Origin of the sequence: Streptomyces sp. NPDC057002 (assembly GCF_042673825.1) — a bacterium.
GTDB lineage: Bacteria > Actinomycetota > Actinomycetes > Streptomycetales > Streptomycetaceae > Streptomyces.
Map to the genome: position 1 here is coordinate 152,814 of NZ_JBHURZ010000011.1, position 16,789 is coordinate 169,602.

At 73.2% G+C, this 16,789-nt stretch carries 15 protein-coding genes; 7 read left to right on the plus strand and 8 right to left on the minus strand.

What is annotated here, in order from left to right; translation table 11 throughout:
• Positions 1-32: 32 nt before the first annotated feature.
• Positions 33-956 (minus strand): SDR family oxidoreductase, encoded by a 924-nt coding sequence (locus tag ACFT32_RS39890; protein WP_382498961.1) that lies wholly within the window; start codon positions 954-956, stop codon positions 33-35.
• Between the two features lies 1 nt (position 957).
• Positions 958-1,698, minus strand: a complete 741-nt coding sequence (locus ACFT32_RS39895; RefSeq protein WP_382498963.1) for an SDR family oxidoreductase — start codon at positions 1,696-1,698, stop codon at positions 958-960.
• A 55-nt stretch (positions 1,699-1,753) separates the two neighbouring features.
• Between ACFT32_RS39895 and ACFT32_RS39900 the strand changes: the two genes are divergently transcribed.
• From ACFT32_RS39900 to ACFT32_RS39915, 4 genes are read left to right on the plus strand one after another with little or no spacing between them, the layout of a single operon-like run.
• Positions 1,754-2,527 (plus strand): enoyl-CoA hydratase family protein, encoded by a 774-nt coding sequence (locus ACFT32_RS39900; RefSeq protein ID WP_382498964.1) that lies wholly within the window; start codon positions 1,754-1,756, stop codon positions 2,525-2,527.
• Positions 2,524-3,360: a CoA transferase subunit A gene (locus tag ACFT32_RS39905; protein ID WP_382498966.1), complete on the plus strand. Its 837-nt coding sequence runs from the start codon at positions 2,524-2,526 to the stop codon at positions 3,358-3,360. Before ACFT32_RS39900 ends, ACFT32_RS39905 begins: the two co-directional genes overlap by 4 nt.
• Positions 3,361-3,419: 59 nt before the next feature.
• On the plus strand, positions 3,420-4,139 hold the full coding sequence (locus tag ACFT32_RS39910; protein ID WP_382499190.1) for a CoA-transferase subunit beta: 720 nt from the start codon (positions 3,420-3,422) through the stop codon (positions 4,137-4,139).
• The gene (locus tag ACFT32_RS39915; protein ID WP_382498967.1) at positions 4,139-5,188 is read left to right on the plus strand and encodes an NAD(P)H-dependent flavin oxidoreductase; all 1,050 of its coding nucleotides are present in this window, start codon (positions 4,139-4,141) and stop codon (positions 5,186-5,188) included. The genes ACFT32_RS39910 and ACFT32_RS39915 overlap by 1 nt, the downstream gene beginning before the upstream one ends.
• 4 nt (positions 5,189-5,192) lie before the next feature.
• Here the strand turns inward: ACFT32_RS39915 and ACFT32_RS39920 are convergent, their stop codons facing one another.
• From ACFT32_RS39920 to ACFT32_RS39930, 3 genes are read right to left on the minus strand one after another with little or no spacing between them, the layout of a single operon-like run.
• Positions 5,193-6,350, minus strand: a complete 1,158-nt coding sequence (locus tag ACFT32_RS39920) for an acetyl-CoA C-acetyltransferase (RefSeq protein WP_382498969.1) — start codon at positions 6,348-6,350, stop codon at positions 5,193-5,195.
• A 34-nt stretch (positions 6,351-6,384) separates the two neighbouring features.
• On the minus strand, positions 6,385-6,999 hold the full coding sequence (locus ACFT32_RS39925) for a TetR/AcrR family transcriptional regulator (RefSeq protein ID WP_382498972.1): 615 nt from the start codon (positions 6,997-6,999) through the stop codon (positions 6,385-6,387).
• 15 nt (positions 7,000-7,014) lie between these two features.
• A complete protein-coding gene (locus ACFT32_RS39930) occupies positions 7,015-7,803 on the minus strand; it encodes an SDR family oxidoreductase (protein ID WP_382498973.1) in 789 nt (262 codons plus the stop codon).
• A 47-nt stretch (positions 7,804-7,850) separates the two neighbouring features.
• Here ACFT32_RS39930 and ACFT32_RS39935 point away from each other — a divergent pair, with 47 nt between their 5' ends.
• Positions 7,851-8,990, plus strand: coding sequence for an acyl-CoA dehydrogenase family protein (locus ACFT32_RS39935; RefSeq protein WP_382498974.1), 1,140 nt, complete (start codon positions 7,851-7,853; stop codon positions 8,988-8,990).
• Between the two features lie 132 nt (positions 8,991-9,122).
• Positions 9,123-10,085, plus strand: a complete 963-nt coding sequence (locus tag ACFT32_RS39940) for an acyl-CoA dehydrogenase family protein (RefSeq protein ID WP_382498975.1) — start codon at positions 9,123-9,125, stop codon at positions 10,083-10,085.
• Here the strand turns inward: ACFT32_RS39940 and ACFT32_RS39945 are convergent.
• From ACFT32_RS39945 to ACFT32_RS39955, 3 genes are all read right to left on the minus strand, one after another.
• The gene (locus ACFT32_RS39945; protein ID WP_382498977.1) at positions 10,057-11,715 is read right to left on the minus strand and encodes a cytochrome bc complex cytochrome b subunit; all 1,659 of its coding nucleotides are present in this window, start codon (positions 11,713-11,715) and stop codon (positions 10,057-10,059) included. The genes ACFT32_RS39940 and ACFT32_RS39945 overlap by 29 nt on opposite strands.
• A gap of 111 nt (positions 11,716-11,826) precedes the next feature.
• Positions 11,827-12,552 carry a vWA domain-containing protein gene (locus ACFT32_RS39950; RefSeq protein ID WP_382498978.1) on the minus strand — a complete coding sequence of 242 codons (726 nt, stop codon included), beginning with the start codon at positions 12,550-12,552 and terminating at the stop codon, positions 11,827-11,829.
• Positions 12,553-12,582: 30 nt separating this feature from the next.
• Positions 12,583-13,314, minus strand: coding sequence for an ABC transporter ATP-binding protein (locus tag ACFT32_RS39955; RefSeq protein ID WP_382498980.1), 732 nt, complete (start codon positions 13,312-13,314; stop codon positions 12,583-12,585).
• 138 nt (positions 13,315-13,452) lie between these two features.
• Between ACFT32_RS39955 and ACFT32_RS39960 the strand changes: the two genes are divergently transcribed.
• A complete protein-coding gene (locus tag ACFT32_RS39960) occupies positions 13,453-16,788 on the plus strand; it encodes an FtsX-like permease family protein (RefSeq protein WP_382498982.1) in 3,336 nt (1,111 codons plus the stop codon).
• Position 16,789: the final 1 nt, after the last annotated feature.

The window sequence follows — 16,789 nt, forward strand, 5'->3', positions numbered from 1 at the left end:
AGCAGTCGAGCAAGAGGCGCCCTCGCGTCCCCTTACGCCCCGTAGACAGCCCCCGGCTCCACCGCCTCCGCCAGCAGCTTGCGTGCCGTCTCCCCCGCCTCCGCCGGGCTCCACCGCTCCCCCTTGTCCGTGCTCGGCCCCGGCCGCCACCCCTCCATCACCGTGATCCGGCCGCCCTCCGCCTCGAAGACCCGGCCCGTCACCCCGGTGCTCGCGGCCGAGCCGAGCCAGACGACCAGGGGTGAGACGTTCTCCGGGGCCATCGTGTCGAAGCCCGAGCCGGGTGCCGCCATGGTGTCGGCGAAGGTGCGCTCCGTCATCCGGGTCCGGGCGGCGGGGGCGATCGCGTTGACCTGGACGCCGTAGCGGCGCAGTTCGGCCGCGGCCACCAGCGTCAGGGCGACGATCCCGGCCTTCGCGGCGCTGTAGTTGCCCTGTCCGACCGAGCCCAGCAGACCGGCGCCGCTGCTGGTGTTGACGATGCGGGCCTCGGGCCGGCGGCCCGCCTTGGTCTCGGCCCGCCAGTGCGCGGCGGCGTGCCGCAGGGGCAGGAAGTGGCCCTTGAGATGGACGCGTACGACGGCGTCGAAGTCGTCCTCGTCGAGGTTGACCAGCATCCGGTCGCGCAGGAAGCCCGCGTTGTTGACGAGCGTGTCGAGCCGGCCGTACGTCTCGATGGCGGTCCGGATCAGCGAGGCGGCGCCCTCGGTCGTGGCGATGTCACCGGCGTGCGGCACGGCCTCGCCGCCCGCCGCGCGGATCTCCTCGGCGACCCGGGCGGCCGGACTGCCGGGGCCGGGTGTGCCGTCGGCTCCGGGCGTGCCGTCGAGGCCGACGCCGAGGTCGTTGACGACGAGCCGGGCGCCCTCGGCGGCGAACGCGAGGGCGTGGGCGCGGCCGAGCCCCCGCCCGCCGCCGGTGACGACGACGACCCGTCCGTCGCGGTGTGCGCTCATCTCACAGCTCCTTGTTCGCGGTCGCGGCGTCCAGGAAGGCGGGGCGCTCCCCGCCCCCGTGGACGAGCAGGCTCGCCCCGCTGATGTAGGCGGCCGCGTCGGAGGCGAGGAACACCGCGGCCGCGCCGACGTCGGACGGCTCGGCGAGACGGCCGAGCGGGACGGTGTCGGAGACGGCGGCGATGCCGTCCCGGTCGCCGTAGTGGAGGTGGGACAGCTCGGTGCGGACCATGCCGACGACGAGGGTGTTGACCCGGATGTCGGGCGCCCACTCCACGGCCATCGAGCGGGCGAGGCTCTCCAGGCCCGCCTTGGCGGCACCGTAGGCGGCGGTGCCGGGCGAGGGGCGGCCCCCGCTGACACTGCCGATCATGACGATCGAGCCCTTGGTGCGCCGCAGGTGCTCGTACGCGGCGAGGGACACGGTCAGCGGAGCCACCAGGTTGAGCTCCACCACGCGCGCGTGCCGCTCGGCGTCGGCCGCGGTGAGCAACCGGTGCGGTGCGCCGCCCGCGTTGTTGACCAGGACGTCCATCCGGGGCAGGCCGGCGAGGACGCGGCGGACCGCCTCGGGGTCACGGACGTCCAGCGGCACGAACTCGGTCCCGGGCCGCGGTGCTTCAGGGGCCCGGCGGGCGCAGACCACGACCTTCGCACCCGCCCGTGCCAAGGCGCGCGCGATGCCCGCACCGACGCCCCGGGTGCCGCCCGTGACGACGGCGACCTTCCCGTCCAGCTCCATTCGCTGCTACCTTTCCACCTAACAAACGTTTGGTGGAAAGGTAGCTGATGCGGCCATGGGTGTCTCCACCTCGTTCCCGGAAAAAGGCCTCGAAGGGGAAAAAGCCATAGCCGTTGTCACGGTCGACTTCCCGCCGGTGAACGCCCTGCCGGTGGCCGGCTGGTTCGCGCTGGCCGACGCGGTGCGGGCGGCCGGACGCGACCCGGAGGTCCGGTGCGTGGTGCTGGCGGCCGAGGGGCGCGGGTTCAACGCGGGCGTGGACATCAAGGAGATACAGCGGGACGGGAACAGCGCGCTGATCGGCGTCAACCACGCCTGTGCGGAGGCCTTCGCGGCGGTGTACGACTGCGCGGTGCCCGTCGTGGCGGCGGTGCGGGGCTTCTGTCTGGGCGGCGGCATCGGCCTGGTGGGGAACGCGGACGCGATCGTGGCGAGCGAGGACGCGGTGTTCGGGCTCCCCGAGCTGGACCGGGGCGCCCTGGGCGCGGCCACACATCTGGCCCGGCTGGTCCCTCAGCACCTGATGCGCGCCCTGTACTACACCTCCCGCACGGCGAGCGCGGCCGAGCTGCACGCGCACGGATCGGTGTGGCGGGTCGTGCCGCGCGAGGAACTGACGGCCGCCGCGATGGAGTTGGCACGCGAGATCGCCGCGAAGGACGGGCAGCTGCTGCGCCTGGCCAAGGCCGCCATCAACGGCATCGACCCCGTCGACGTGCGCCGCAGCTACCGCTTCGAGCAGGGCTTCACCTTCGAGGCGGGCCTCAGTGGTGTGGGTGCGCAGGTGCGCGGCGCCTTCGGAAGCGCCGGGAAGGACGGGACACCGTGAGCGACAAGACGATGACCGCCGACGAGGCCGTCTCCCGGCTGCACAGCGGCATGACCCTCGGCATCGGCGGCTGGGGCTCGCGCCGCAAGCCGATGGCCCTGGTGAGAGCGGTGCTCCGGTCCGGGATCACCGATCTCACCGTCGTCTCGTACGGCGGCCCGGACGTGGGCATGCTGGCCGCAGCCGGGCGGATCCGGAAGCTGGTCGCGGCCTTCGTCACCCTCGACTCGATCCCCCTGGAGCCGCACTACCGCGCGGCCCGCGAGCGGGGCGCCTTCGAACTGACGGAGATCGACGAGGCGATGTTCATGTGGGGGCTGCGCGCGGCGGCGAACCGGATGCCGTTCCTGCCGGTGCGGGCCGGGCTCGGTTCGGACGTGATGCGGGTCAACCCGGGCCTGCGGACGGTCACTTCGCCGTACGAGGACGGAGAGACGTTCGTCGCGATGCCCGCCCTGCGGCTCGACGCGGCCCTGGTGCACATGAGCCGCGCCGACCGGCTGGGCAACGGCCAGTACCTGGGCCCCGACCCCTACTTCGACGACCTGTTCTGCGAGGCGGCCGACACGGCGTACATGAGCTGCGAACGGATCGTCGACACGGCCGAGCTGACGAAGGCGGCGGCACCGCAGACCCTGCTGGTCAAACGGCACACGGTGACCGGTGTCGTCGAGGCTCCGAACGGGGCGCACTTCACGTCCTGCGCGCCCGACTACGGCCGGGACGAGGCCTTCCAGAAGACCTACGCGACCACTCCCTGGCCGGAGTTCGCGGCCCGGTTCCTCGCCGGCGACGAGCGGGCGTACCGGTCGGCCGTGGAGGAGGGAACATGACGGAGCCCACCCGTGCCATGGCGGAGCCCACCCGGGCCGTGACGGAGCCCACCCGGGCCATGGCGGGGCCCACCCGGGCCGAGTACTGCGTGATCGCCTGCGCCGAGGCCTGGCGGGGCGACGGCGAGGTGCTCGCCAGTCCCATGGGGCTGATCCCCTCCGTCGGCGCCCGGCTCGCCCGGCTCACCTTCGCGCCCGACCTGCTGCTGACCGACGGCGAGGCGACGCTCGTCCGCCCGGACGGGACGGCGGAGGGCTGGCTGCCGTACCGGCAGCACCTGGCCTGGGTCACCGGCGGGCGGCGGCACGTGATGATGGGCGCGAGCCAGATCGACCGGTTCGGCAACCAGAACATCTCCTGCATCGGCGACTGGGAGCGGCCGAAGCGGCAGCTGCTCGGGGTGCGCGGCGCACCGGTCAACACGCTCAACAACCCGACGAGTTACTGGATCCCGAGGCACTCCCGGCGGATCTTCGTCGAGCGGGTCGACATGGTCTGCGGCGTCGGGTACGACCGTGCGGCCGGTGCGCGGCACCACCGCATCCCACGGGTCGTCTCCGACCTGGGCGTCTTCGACTTCGCCACCTCCGACCGCTCGATGCGGCTGGCCTCGCTGCACCCGGGTGTCACGGTGGAGCAGGTCAGGGAGGCGACGGGCTTCGAGCTGACCGTCCCGGACGAGGTGCCGCCGACGCGTGAACCGACCGCCGAGGAGCTGCGGCTGATCCGTGAGGTCGTCGACCCGGCCGGCGCCCGCGCCCGGGAGGTCGCCTCGTGATGGAGACGGCGCTGACCCGGCTGACCGGTGTCCGGCATCCGATCGTGCAGACCGGGATGGGCTGGGTGGCGGGCCCGCGCCTGGTCGGTGCCACGGCGAACGCGGGCGCCCTGGGCATCCTGGCCTCCGCGACGATGACGCTCGACCAGCTGCGCGGGGCGGTGCGGGAGGTCCGGGCCCGTACCGACGCGCCGTTCGGGGTGAACCTGCGCGCCGACGCGGCGGACGCCGGGGACCGGGTCCGGATCCTGATCGACGAGGGCGTCCCGGTCGCCTCCTTCGCCCTGGCCCCCTCCCGGGAGCTGATCGGCGAGCTCAAGGAGGCCGGTGTGGTCGTCATGCCGACGGTGGGGGCGCGGCGGCACGCCGAGAAGGTCGCGGCGTGGGGCGCGGACGCGGTGCTCGTGCAGGGCACGGAGGGCGGCGGGCACACGGGCGAGGTGGCGACGACGGTGCTGCTGCCGCAGGTGGTCGACGCCGTGGGCATACCGGTCGTCGCGGCGGGCGGGTTCTTCGACGGACGCGGACTGGTGGCGGCCCTCGCCTACGGTGCGGCCGGCGTGGCGATGGGCACGCGGTTCCTGCTCACCTCGGACTCGACCGTGCCGGACGCGGTGAAGGCGCGGTATCTGGCGGCGACCGTAAGGGATGTGACGCTCACCAGGGCCGTGGACGGACTGCCGCACCGCATGCTGAGGACGGAGCTGGTCGACGCGCTGGAGCGTTCGGGCCGGGTGCGGGGTGCCCTCCAGGCGGTCCGCAGGGCGGCGGGCTACCGGAAGCTGTCCGGCACGAGCTGGCGCCGGATGCTCCGGGACGGCCGGGCGCTCCGGCACGGCAAGGACCTGACCTGGGGCCAGGTCCTGCTGGCCGCGAACACCCCGATGCTGCTCAGGGCATCCATGGTGGACGGCCGTACGGATCTGGGGGTGATGGCGTCCGGGCAGGTCGCCGGGGTGATCGACGACCTGCCGTCCTGCGCGGAACTGGTGGAGCGGATCGTGAAGGAGGCCGAGGTCACCTGCCGACGGCTTACCGCTCCCAGGTGACGGCTCACAGCCTCTCGATGATCGTCACATTGGCCTGTCCGCCGCCCTCGCACATGGTCTGCAGGCCGAACCGGCCGCCGGTGCGCTCCAGTTCGTGCAGCAGGGTGGTCATCAGCTTCACGCCCGTGGCACCCAGCGGATGGCCCAGGGCGATGGCACCGCCGTTGACGTTGACCTTGTCCGGGTCCGCGCCGGTCTCCTTCAGCCAGGCCAGGACGACCGGGGCGAAGGCCTCGTTGATCTCGACGAGGTCGATGTCGTCGATGGCCATGCCGGTCTTCTTCAGGGCATACGCGGTGGCCGGGATCGGGGCGGTGAGCATCCGGATCGGGTCCTCGCCGCGCACCGAGAGATGATGCACGCGTGCGCGTGGGGTGAGCCCGTGGTCGCGCACCGCCTGCTCGGAGGCCAGCAGCATCGCCGCCGCCCCGTCGGAGACCTGCGAGGAGCAGGCGGCGGTGATCGTGCCGCCGTCGAGGACCGGTTTGAGCCCGGCCATCTTCTCCAGGGAGGTGTCCCGGCGGGGGCCCTCGTCGGCCGTGACGTCCCCGTACGGCACGGTCTCGCGGTCGAAGCGGCCCTCGTCGATCGCCCGGGCCGCCCGCTGATGGGACCGCAGCGCGAACTCCTCCTGGTCGCGCCGGCTGATCCCCCACTTCGCGGCGATCATCTCGGCGCCGACGAACTGGTTCACGGGCTTGTCCCCGTACCGTGCCCGCCAGCCCGCGCTGCCGGCGAACGGCCCCTGGGTCAGCCCCAGGGGTTCGGCGGCCTGCCGGGTGGCGAAGGCGATGGGGATCATCGACATGTTCTGCACACCGCCGGCGACCACCAGGTCCTGGGTGCCGGACAGCACGGCCTGTGCCGCGAAGTGCACGGCCTGCTGCGAGGAGCCGCACTGCCGGTCGACGGTGACGCCCGGCACCTCCTCGGGCAGTCCGGCCGCCAGCCAGCAGGTCCGCGCGATGTCCCCGGCCTGCGGGCCCACGGTGTCCAGACAGCCGAGGACGACGTCCTCCACGGCGGCCGGGTCGACGCCCGAGCGGCTCATCAGCTCCTTGAGGGCATGCGCGCCGAGGTCGGCCGGATGGACCGCGCTCAGTCCTCCCCCGCGCCGCCCGACAGGCGTCCGCACCGCTTCGACGATGTAGGCCTCGGCCATGACAACTCCCTCGCAGTGAAAGGACCCCTCAGGGCTATTCGCGTACGGCGATCCCGTCCAGCACCATCGACAGGTACTGCCGGGCGATCTCCTCCGGGCTGTGCTGTCCGCCCGGGCGGTACCAGGACGCGGCGACCCACACCGTGTCGCGCACGAACCGGTAGGTGAGCCGGACGTCGAGGTCGGCCCGGAAGGACCGCTCGGCGACACCGCGCTCCAGGGTGGACAGCCACGCCTTCTCGAATCGGCGCTGTGACTCGGCGAGGAACGCGAACCGCTCCTGCGCCACGAGCTGCTTGCTCTCCTTCTGGTAGATCGCGACGGCCGGGCGGTGCCGGTCGATCTCCCGGAACGACTCCGTGACCAGGGCCTCGAGCGTCTCGCGCGGACCGTGCCCGGCGTCCAGGACGGCGTCGTAGCCGTCCCAGAGCTCGTCGAGGAAGGTGCGCAGGATCTCCTCCAGCATCGACTCCTTGGAGTCGAAGTGGTAGTAGAGGCTGCCCGCGAGCATGCCCGCGTGGTCCGCGATCTTGCGGACGGTGGTGGCGTTGTAGCCCTGCTCGGCGAAGACCTCGGCGGCGGTGCCGAGGAGTTCGCTACGACGGGCGGGCGCTGCGGTCACCTGGGGCTTCTTCTTCGTAGGAGGCACGGGTCCATTGTCGTCCTAGGCATGCCGGCTGCTGACGGAGACCACTTCGCCCGTCATGTACGAGGAGTAGCCGGAGGCCAGGAACACGATCACGTTGGCCACCTCCCAGGGCTCGGCGTACCGCCCGTAGGCCTCGCGTGCGGTCAGCTCGGCGAGCAGTTCGGGCGTGGTGACCTTCACCAGGTGCGGATGCAGGGCGAGGCTGGGCGCCACGGCGTTGACCCGGACCCCGTAGCCGGCCGCCTCGACCGCCGCGCAGCGGGTCAGCGCCATCACGCCGGCCTTGGCGGCGGCGTAGTGGGCCTGCCCGGCCTGGGCGCGCCAGCCGACGACGGAGGCGTTGTTGACGATCACGCCGCCCTGGCTCTCCTTCATATGGCGGAGGGCGGCCCGCACGCACCGGAACGTGCCGTTCAGCGTCACGTCCAGAACGCGGGACCACTGGTCGTCGGTCATGTCGACGAGCTGAACCGTGCCGCCGAGACCGGCGTTGTTGACCACGACGTCGAGGCGCCCGTGCTCCCGCACGGCCGTCTCGAAGAGCGCGCACACCTGTGTCTCGTCGGTGACGTCGCACGGCACGGCGGCGACCGACGCCTGGCCGAACTCGGCGGCCAGCTCCGCCTCGTGCTCCTTGAGCCGCCTTACGTGCGCGTCGCTGATCAGCACGCGTGCGCCCTCCTCCAGGAGGCGCCGCGCCGTCGCCCCGCCGATCCCCGCGCCGGCCGCCGCGGTGACGACGGCAGTCCGGCCCGTCAGCAGGCCGTGACCGGGCACGTACGTCGGGCTCTCGACGTCTGTCATGGGCTCACGCTAACCTACCAAACACTTGTTAGGGAAGGAGGGTGGTCGTGGACCTCGCGTTTTCCCCGGCGGACGAGGAGTTCCGCACCGAGGCGCGGGAGTGGCTGCGCGCGCGTGTGCCGCGCGAGCCGCTGCCCTCGCTGGAGACGGCGGAGGGTTTCGCCGCGCACCGCGCCTGGGAGGCAGAGCTGGCCGCGGACCGCTGGTCGGTGGTCAACTGGCCGTCGGCGTACGGCGGACGGGACTCCGGTCTGCTGCGGTGGCTGCTCTTCGAGGAGGAGTACTACGCGGCGGGCGCCCCGGGGCGGGTCAGCCAGAACGGCATCCAGCTGCTCGCCCCGACCCTCCTCGGCCACGGCACCGAGGAGCAGCGGGCCCGGGTGCTGCCCTCGATGGCCTCCGGCGAGGTGATCTGGGCGCAGGCCTGGTCGGAGCCCGAGGCCGGATCCGACCTGGCGTCGCTGCGGGCGAAGGCCGTGCGCACGGACGGGGGCTGGTTGCTGAGCGGCCAGAAGACCTGGTCCTCGCGTGCCGCGTTCGCCGACCGCGCGTTCGGCCTGTTCCGCAGCGACCCCGAGGCCCCGAAACCCCACCAGGGCCTGACGTATCTCATGTTCGGCCTGCGCGCCCCCGGTGTCACGGTCCGCCCGATCGCCCGTCTCGACGGCAAGCCGGCCTTCGCGGAGCTTTTCCTGGACGAGGTCTTCGTGCCCGACGAGGACGTGATCGGCGCACCCGGCCAGGGATGGCGGATCGCGATGTCGACGGCGGGCAACGAACGCGGGCTGATGCTCCGCTCCCCCGGCCGTTTCCTCGCCGCCGCGCGGCACCTGGACGGGCTGTGGCAGGAGCGGGGTGCTCCGGTAACCGCGCGGGACCGGGTGGCCGACGCCCTGATCGGCGCGCGGGCCTACCAGCTCTTCACGTACGAGGCGGCCTCCCGTTTCCTGGACGGCGAGGCGGTCGGCCCGGAGTCGAGCCTCAACAAGGTCTTCTGGTCCGAGCTGGACCTCGCGCTGCACGAGACGGCCCTCGACCTCCTCGGCCCGGAGGGTGAGATGGCGGACACCGACTGGGCGGAGCGGTACGTCTTCGCACTCGCCGGTCCCCTCTACGCGGGCACGAACGAGATCCAGCGCGACATCATCGCCGAGCGTCTGCTCGGCCTGCCGAGGGGGCGCCGCTGATGCCGGGGGCTCCGCCGGGGCCGAGGACCGCGCCCTCGCTGAGGGCATCGAAGAAGCCGCGAGCCTTACCGGAGCGGCCGACCCGGATGACCCGGGCCCCCGGATGACCCGGCCCATACCGAAAGGGCACCCATGCGCTTCCTCCTCGATCCCGAGCAACGCGCCTTCGCCGCCTCCCTGGACGCCCTGCTGACGGCGGCAGGCACACCGGCGGTGGTGCGGGAATGGAGCCGGGGCGACCATACGAGCGGGCGGGCGCTGTGGTCCCGTGTCGCGGAGGCGGGCGTGTTCGCGCTGGCGGTCCCCGAGGCGTACGAGGGACTGGGGCCGCGCCCCGTCGAACTGGCCGTCGCGTTCGTCGAGTTGGGCCGCCATGCGGTACCGGGCCCGCTGGTCGAGACGATCACGGCGGCGGTGCTCCTCAAGGGGGCCGGCCCGGGGATCGCCAAGCGGCTGCTGCCGGGCCTGGCCTCAGGGGAGACGATAGCGACGGTGGCGCCGGAGGGTGCTCACGCCCTGGACGGCGACGCCGCCGCCCTCCGCCTCAGCTGGATGCCCGACGGCATCCGCCTCTCCCCCGGCCACGGCCCCGTCCGCCCCTCCCTGGACCCCGCCCGTCGTCTCACCCCCCTCACCCCCGGCGGCGAGGTCCTCGACACCGCCACGGACCAGGCCCTCGCCTGGGCCCGGCTCGCCACCGCCGCCCAGACCCTCGGCATCGGCCTCGCGCTGCTCGACAGAACGGTCGCGTACGTCAAGCAGCGCAACCAGTTCGGGGTGCCCGTCGGCTCGTTCCAGGCGGTCCGGCACCGGCTGGCCGACGCGAAGATCGCCCTGGAGTTCGCGCGCCCGCTGGTGTTCGGCGCCGCGCTGACCATGCGGCCGGCCGATGTCGCCGCCGCCAAGGTCGCCGCGTGCGAGGCGGCGTACGCCACCGCCCGTACGGCGCTGCAGCTGCACGGCGCGATCGGTTACACGGCGGAGTACGACCTGTCGCTGTGGCTGACCAAAGCCCGGGCTCTGCGCACCGCCTGGGGCGACCCCGTGGAGTGCCGGGCCCTGGTCGTCAGTGCGGCTGGTGATCGCCGCTGGTGATCTCCCGGTACTCCTCCACCGTCGGCTTCTCGATCCGCGCGTCGGGGCCGAACATGGCCTTCGCGAGGCGGGCCCTCAGCCGCTCGGAGCGTTTGACCTTGCGGCGGACCCCACCCGCGTCGGCCTCGGGCCCGATCTCGTACGGCGGGTTCTGCTCGTGCTGGGTGAGGGTGAACAGCTCGCTCTGCGCGAGGGGCTCGTGCAGCTCGATGTACTCGCCGTTCGCCAGCCGCTTGATCATGCCCGTCTCCCTGCCGTGCAGCACCTTGGCACGGTCGCGGCGCTGGAGTCCCATACAGATCTTCTTCGTGACGATGAAGGCGACGACCGGCAGCACGAACACACCGATCCGCACGAACCAGGTGATCACGTTGATGGACAGATGCAGATGGGTGGCCACGATGTCGTTGCCGCCGCCGATCAGCAGCACCGCGTACAGGGTCAGCCAGGCCACGCCCAGGCCGGTGCGCACGGGCGCGTTGCGCGGCCGGTCCAGGATGTGGTGCTCGCGTTTGTCGCCGGTGATCCATGCCTCGATGAAGGGATAGAGGCCGAGGGCTAGCAGGATCAGCGGGAAGAGCGAGAACGGGATGAACACGCCCAGGACGAGCGTGTGGCCCCAGAGGTTGATCTCCCATCCCGGCATCACCCGGATCAGGCCCTCGGAGAATCCGAGGTACCAGTCGGGCTGGGCGCCCGTGGTGACCAGGTCGGGTCGGTAGGGGCCGAAGGCCCACACGGGGTTGATCTGGGCGACCGCGCCCATCACCGTCAGGACGCCGAAGACGAGGAAGAAGAAGCCGCCCGCCTTGGCCATGTAGACCGGCAGGAAGGGCATCCCGACGACCGACCGCTCCTTGCGGCCGGGGCCCGGGAACTGCGTGTGTTTGTGGTAGAAGACCAGGATCAGATGGGCGGCGACCAGGCCCAGCATGATCCCGGGCAGCAGCAGGATGTGGACCGGGTACAGCCGGGAGATGATGTCCTCGCCCGGGAACTCCCCGCCGAAGAGGAAGAACGACAGATACGTCCCGACGATCGGGATCGACAGGATCGCGCCCTGCGCGAAGCGGATGCCGGTGCCGGAGAGCAGGTCGTCGGGGAGCGAGTAGCCGGTGAGGCCGGTGATGATGCCGAGCATCAGCAGGGTCCAGCCGAAGACCCAGTTGAGCTCGCGCGGCTTGCGGAAGGCGCCCGTGAAGAACACCCGCATCATGTGCACCAGCATGCCGGTGATGAAGACCAGCGCCGCCCAGTGGTGGATCTGCCGGATCAGCAGGCCGCCGCGCACGTCGAAGCTGATGTCCAGCGTGGACTCGAAGGCCTTGCTCATCAGCACGCCGTTGAGCTCCGTGTAGGAGCCGTTGTAGACGACCTCCTGCATGCTGGGCTCGAAGAACAGGGTGAGGTAGACGCCCGTGATGATCAGCACGATGAAGCTGTAGAGGGTGACCTCGCCCAGCATGAAGGACCAGTGGTCGGGAAAGACCTTGCGCATGTTGGCCTTGGCCAGCCCGTAGAGCCCGAGCCGCCCGTCCGCCCAGTCGGCGAGCTTCTCGCCCTTGCCGGCGGGAGGTCTCCTGCGAGCGGAGGCCGTCCCGTACACCCGTCGTGCGCCGTCGTCGCCCATACGTCGTCGCCTCCCCGTGGGATCCTTCCCAGAGTGGCACGGCATCGCGACGGTGCAAACGGGACGTAAGGACGGATAGGCCAAGGGGACGAGCGGGTGACCGGGCCGGGCTCAGACCGGTGGCAGGATCCCCGCCGCCCGGGCGGCCACCAGCCACTTCGGGAACTCGCCCACCAGCCGGTCGTACAGCTCGGCGTCCGGCACCCTCCGTGGATCCTCACCGGCGTGGAAGAACCCGGCATTGTCGACGATCCGCCTGCCCGGCACGGCCAGCTCGTCCAGCTTGCGCAGGAAGTCGAACTGCTTGCTGCCCGGGTCGCCGAAGCCGATGAACTGCCAGAACAGCGGAAGCCTCGCCGCCTTGCACAGATAGCGCTCGGCGGCGAGCTTGTTGATGGGGCCGCCGTCGGTCTGGAAGATCACGAGGGCGGGCTCCGTCGCCCCGCTGTCGAGGTAGTGATCGATGACGGCGTCCATGGCCAGGTGGTAGCTGGTCTTGCCCATGTGCCCGAGCCCGGCCACGATCCGGTCGATCCGCCCCTGGTGGTCGGCCAGGGCGATCCCGGTCTCGGCGTCGACATCGGTGGAGAAGAAGACGACCGGCACGGTGCCGTCGTCGTCCAGGTGCGCCGACAGTCCGAGCACCCGGTCGGCGAGCGCCTGCACGCTGCCGTCCTTGTAGTACGGCCGCATCGAGCCGGAGTAGTCGACCACGAGGTAGACCGCGGCCCGCAGCCCGTCGAGGCCGTGCTTGGTGAGGGAGACGCCGGCGCTCTTGTAGAGACTCACCAGCGCGGGAGCGGTCTCCTGGACCTTGCTCAGACTGATCGCGACCATGGCCCCACCCTCCCACTTCCGGCGGAGCCCTCAGCCCTCGACGACCACTCCGTCGCTCAGTTCCAGAACCCGGTCGGCCAGCCCGAGGAGTTGGGGGTCGTGGGTGGCGACCAGGGCCGTGACGCCCTCGCTGCGGACCACCGCACGCAGCAGCTCCATCACCGCCAGGCCGGTCGCGGCGTCGAGCTGGCCGGTCGGCTCGTCGGCGAGCAGCAGGGCCGGGCGGTTGGCGAGGGCCCGGGCGATGGCGACCCGCTGCTGCTGCCCGCCGGAGAGCTCGGCGGGCCGCTGTGTCTCGTGGCCCGCGAGGCCCACCAGGGCCAGGAGCAGCGCGACCCGCTCGTCGCGTTCGCGCGGCTCGGCCCGGCGCAGTCGCAGCGGCACGCCCACGTTCTCGGCGGCGGTGAGGATGGGGATCAGCCCGAAGGACTGGAAGACGAAGCCGATCCGGTCGCGGCGCAGTTCCAGCAGCTGGCTCCCGCTCAGCGCCGACAGGTCGGTGCCGTCGACGACGACACGGCCGCTTTGCGGGGAGTCGAGTCCGCCGATCATATGGAGCAGCGTCGTCTTGCCGGAGCCCGAACGGCCCTTGAGGGCGACCAGTTCACCTCGCCGGACGGCGAAGGAGGCCCCGCGCAGCGCGTGCACGGTCGCGGCACCCGTGCCGTAGGAGTGGTGCAGGTCCGCGACCCGCAGCATCGGCTTGCCGGACGGGTCGCCGGCGAGGGCGGCACCGGGTCCAGGGCTGGTGTTCTCGGTCATCACCGCATCTCATACGGAACCGGTCCGGATGGTCAAGAGTGGAACAACCCGCGCTCGAACGCATGTGCCGGGCCGGTAACTCCGTGATATGCATGCCGAGTTGGGGGAACGCGGTTGGGCCACGGGGGTGGGGGAAGCGTGACGGGCTTACTGCTGCTGCGCCTGCGGGCGCATCGGCTGCTCCTCACCGCCGCCCTGCTCGCCGTCCTGCTGACCACCTCGGTGCTCGCCGCCCTCGCGGCCTTCTCCGGCTCCGTCGGGGACGCGGCGCTGCGCGGCACCCTGAGCGGACGAGCCGCGGCCTCCGCCTCCCTCGTCATCGAGGCGGACGTGCCCCGGGAGCGACGGGACGCGGCGCGACGGACGGTGGTGCGAGGGGCGCGGGAGGCGTTCGGCGGGCTGCCGGTGACCGTGCGGACGCTGGAGCGGTCCGGGCCGTACGCGCTGCCACGTTCCCTCCAGGACGCCGACGCCCGCGCCGGGGAGCCCGACCTCACGCACCTCGCCGCCCTGGACCGGTCGCGGATCAGGCTGGTCTCGGGCAGCCTGCCGGGCGCCGCACCGGCGGCACGCGGTGACGCCGTGCCCGTCGCCCTGCCCGAGGCGGCGGCCGACCGGCTGAAGCTGCGGACCGGAGCGCGCGTCACGCTCACCGACCGGCTGGGCGGCGAGCCGCTCCGGGTACGGGTGACCGGTGTGTACCGGGCCGCCGACGGCTCCGATCCCTACTGGCAGGCGGACGCCCTCGGCGGCCAGGGCGTGCGGACCGTCGCCTTCACCACGTACGGGCCGCTGCTGGCCGACGCGTCGGTGCTCGCCTCCGGCCCCGTCTCCGAGGACGGCACCGGCTGGGTGGCGACGGCCGACTACCGGACCGTCACCACCGACGGCATCGGCGCGCTCCGCGCGGCCGCCGTGCGCGCGGCCGGGACACTGCGCGAGGACCCGGCGCTCGGGAGCGACGCGGATGTGCGCACCGAGCTGCCCGAGGTGCTCGACCGGACCGGGCGGGCCCTGCTGGTGGCCCGGTCCACGCTGATGATCGTCTCGGTGCAGCTGGTGCTGCTCGCCGGGTACGCGCTGCTGCTGGTGGCCCGGCTGCTGGACGGCGAGCGGGCGGGTGAGACCGAGCTGCTGCGGGCCAGGGGCGGATCACGCGGCCGGATCGCGGGACTCGCCGCGCTGGAGGCGCTGCTGCTCGCGGTGCCGGCCGCCGTCTGTGCCGCGCTGCTGTCCGGCCCGCTGGCCCGGCTGCTCGCCCGGTGGTCCTCGCTCGACCGGATCGGGCTGCGGCTCGACGCCGTCCCGGCGGGCCGGGTGTGGCTGGTCGCGGGCGGGGTGGCAGCGGCGTGCGCGGTGGCGGTCGTGGCACCCGCGCTGGCGGCGACGGCGGGCACGCCCGTACGGCTGCGGCGCGTCCGGGCCGCGACGTCGGCCGCCCCCGTGCGGGCCGGAGCCGATGTCGCGCTGCTGCTGATCGCGGGCGTGGCGTACTGGCAGCTCGGCCGGCAGACCGACGCGAGCGGCGGCGGGGTGCTGAGCCGGGACCGGGCCGGGGAGCTGGGCATCGACCCGCTGCTGGTCGCGGCGCCCGCGCTGGCGCTGCTGGCGGGCACGGTCCTGACGCTGCGTCTGCTGCCGCTCGCGGCCCGGCTCGCGGAGCGGCGGTCCGCGAGCGGGCGCGGACTGCCGGCGGCGCTGGCGGGGTGGCAGTTCAGCCGGCGCCCGCTGCGCGGGGCGGGCCCGGTGCTGCTGCTGGTCATCGCCGTGGCGACCGGGATGCTGGCGATCGGGCACGGCGCGTCCTGGGACCGGTCGCAGGACGACCAGGCCGACTTCAGGACGGGCGCCTCCCTCCGGGTCCTCGACTACCGGCCGGGCAGCCCCGGGCAGACCGGTCTCTACGCCACGCTGCCCGGCGCCCGGGACGCCGCTCCCGCACATCGCGCCACCCTGGCCCTCTCCGGCGGCCGTGAGGCGACGGTCCTCGCCCTGGACACCGGCCACGCCGGGGACGGGATGCTGATGCGCGGCGATCTCGCCGACGAGCCCCCGGCGAAACTGCTGCGGGCCCTGGCACCGCCCGCACCGGACACCCACCGGGCGGTACGGCTCCCCGACGGCACCCGGCGGCTCGCCCTCGATGTGCGGATCACCGACGCGGGGACCCGGACGGGACGCTCCCCCTCAGGCCGCGCGCCCCAGCTCACGGTGGTCGTCGAGGACCGGTACGGCATCGGCTACCGGCTGGGCGCCGGGAACCTCCCGGTGGACGGCCGGGTCCACCGGATCACGCTCGACCTGGACGTGACGGCGACGGGCCGCCGCGCCGCCCCGGCCGGACCGCTGCGGCTGACCGGACTTCAGCTCGACGACACCTCTCCCCTCGGCCGCTCCGAGAAACACCGGTTCACCGTGGAACGGCTGCTCGCCACCGGCCGCGACGACTCGGCGCGGACCGTCCCGGTGCCCGCCGGGACGCGCTGGCGTGGCGAGGGGGTCGTGACGGAGAACGGCAAGGTCGTCGACCGCAGGGCCGCGAAGCCCGCCGTGTCGGGGACAGCGCCGCTGGCCGTGTCGTACGGCACCGGCGCCGGCGGCGACGAGAGTTTCATCGCCCCGTCGATCTACACCGTCCGCGTCGGCACCGCCGGGGCCGAGGCACCGCGGCACCTTGCCGCCGTCGCCACGCGAGGCTTCCTGCGGGCGGCGGGCGCCGAGCCCGGCGACACCATCGACGTACCGCTGTCCGGGGAACAGCTGCGGGTGCGGATCGTACGGTCGGTCGAGGAACTGCCGACCGCCGCCACCGGCCTGGCGGGAGAAACCGTGACCGGCGGGGCGCTGCTGCTCGATCTGCGGGCCGTCGACGCCGTGCTGGCCCAGCGAGCCAGTGCGCCGCTCTCTCCCACCGAGTGGTGGGTGAGCGCCGACCCGGGCAAGGCCGCCGAGGTCGCCGCCGCGCTGCGGGCGCGCCCCGACCTCCGACCCAGCCAGGTGCTGGTGCGGGACGAGACCGCGGCCGAGCTGCTGCGGGATCCGCTCGGCGCCGGGCCGCGCTCGGCGCTGACGGCGGTGGCGGTGGCCGCCGCCCTCCTCGCCGCCGGGGGTTTCGCGGTGAGCGCCGCCGGTGCGCGGCGGGAGCGGTCGGCCGAGTTCGCGGTGCTGCGCGCGCTGGGCGCGCCCCGCCGGGATCTCGCCCGGCTGGTCGCCACGGAGCAGAGCCTGCTCATCGGCGTCGGTCTGCTCGCCGGGCTCGGTCTCGGTGCCGTCCTGACCCGGGCCGTCGTCCCGCTGATCGTGCTGACCTCCGATGCGGCGCGGCCGGTCCCGCCCGTCCTCGTCGAACTGCCGCTGTTCCGGGTGGCGCTGCTCCTCGCGGGGGTGGCCGCCCCGCTGCTGCTGATCACCGCCGCGTCGGCGCTGCGCCGTGCCGAGCCGGCGGTCGCGCTCCGCCATCAGGGGGAGGACTGAG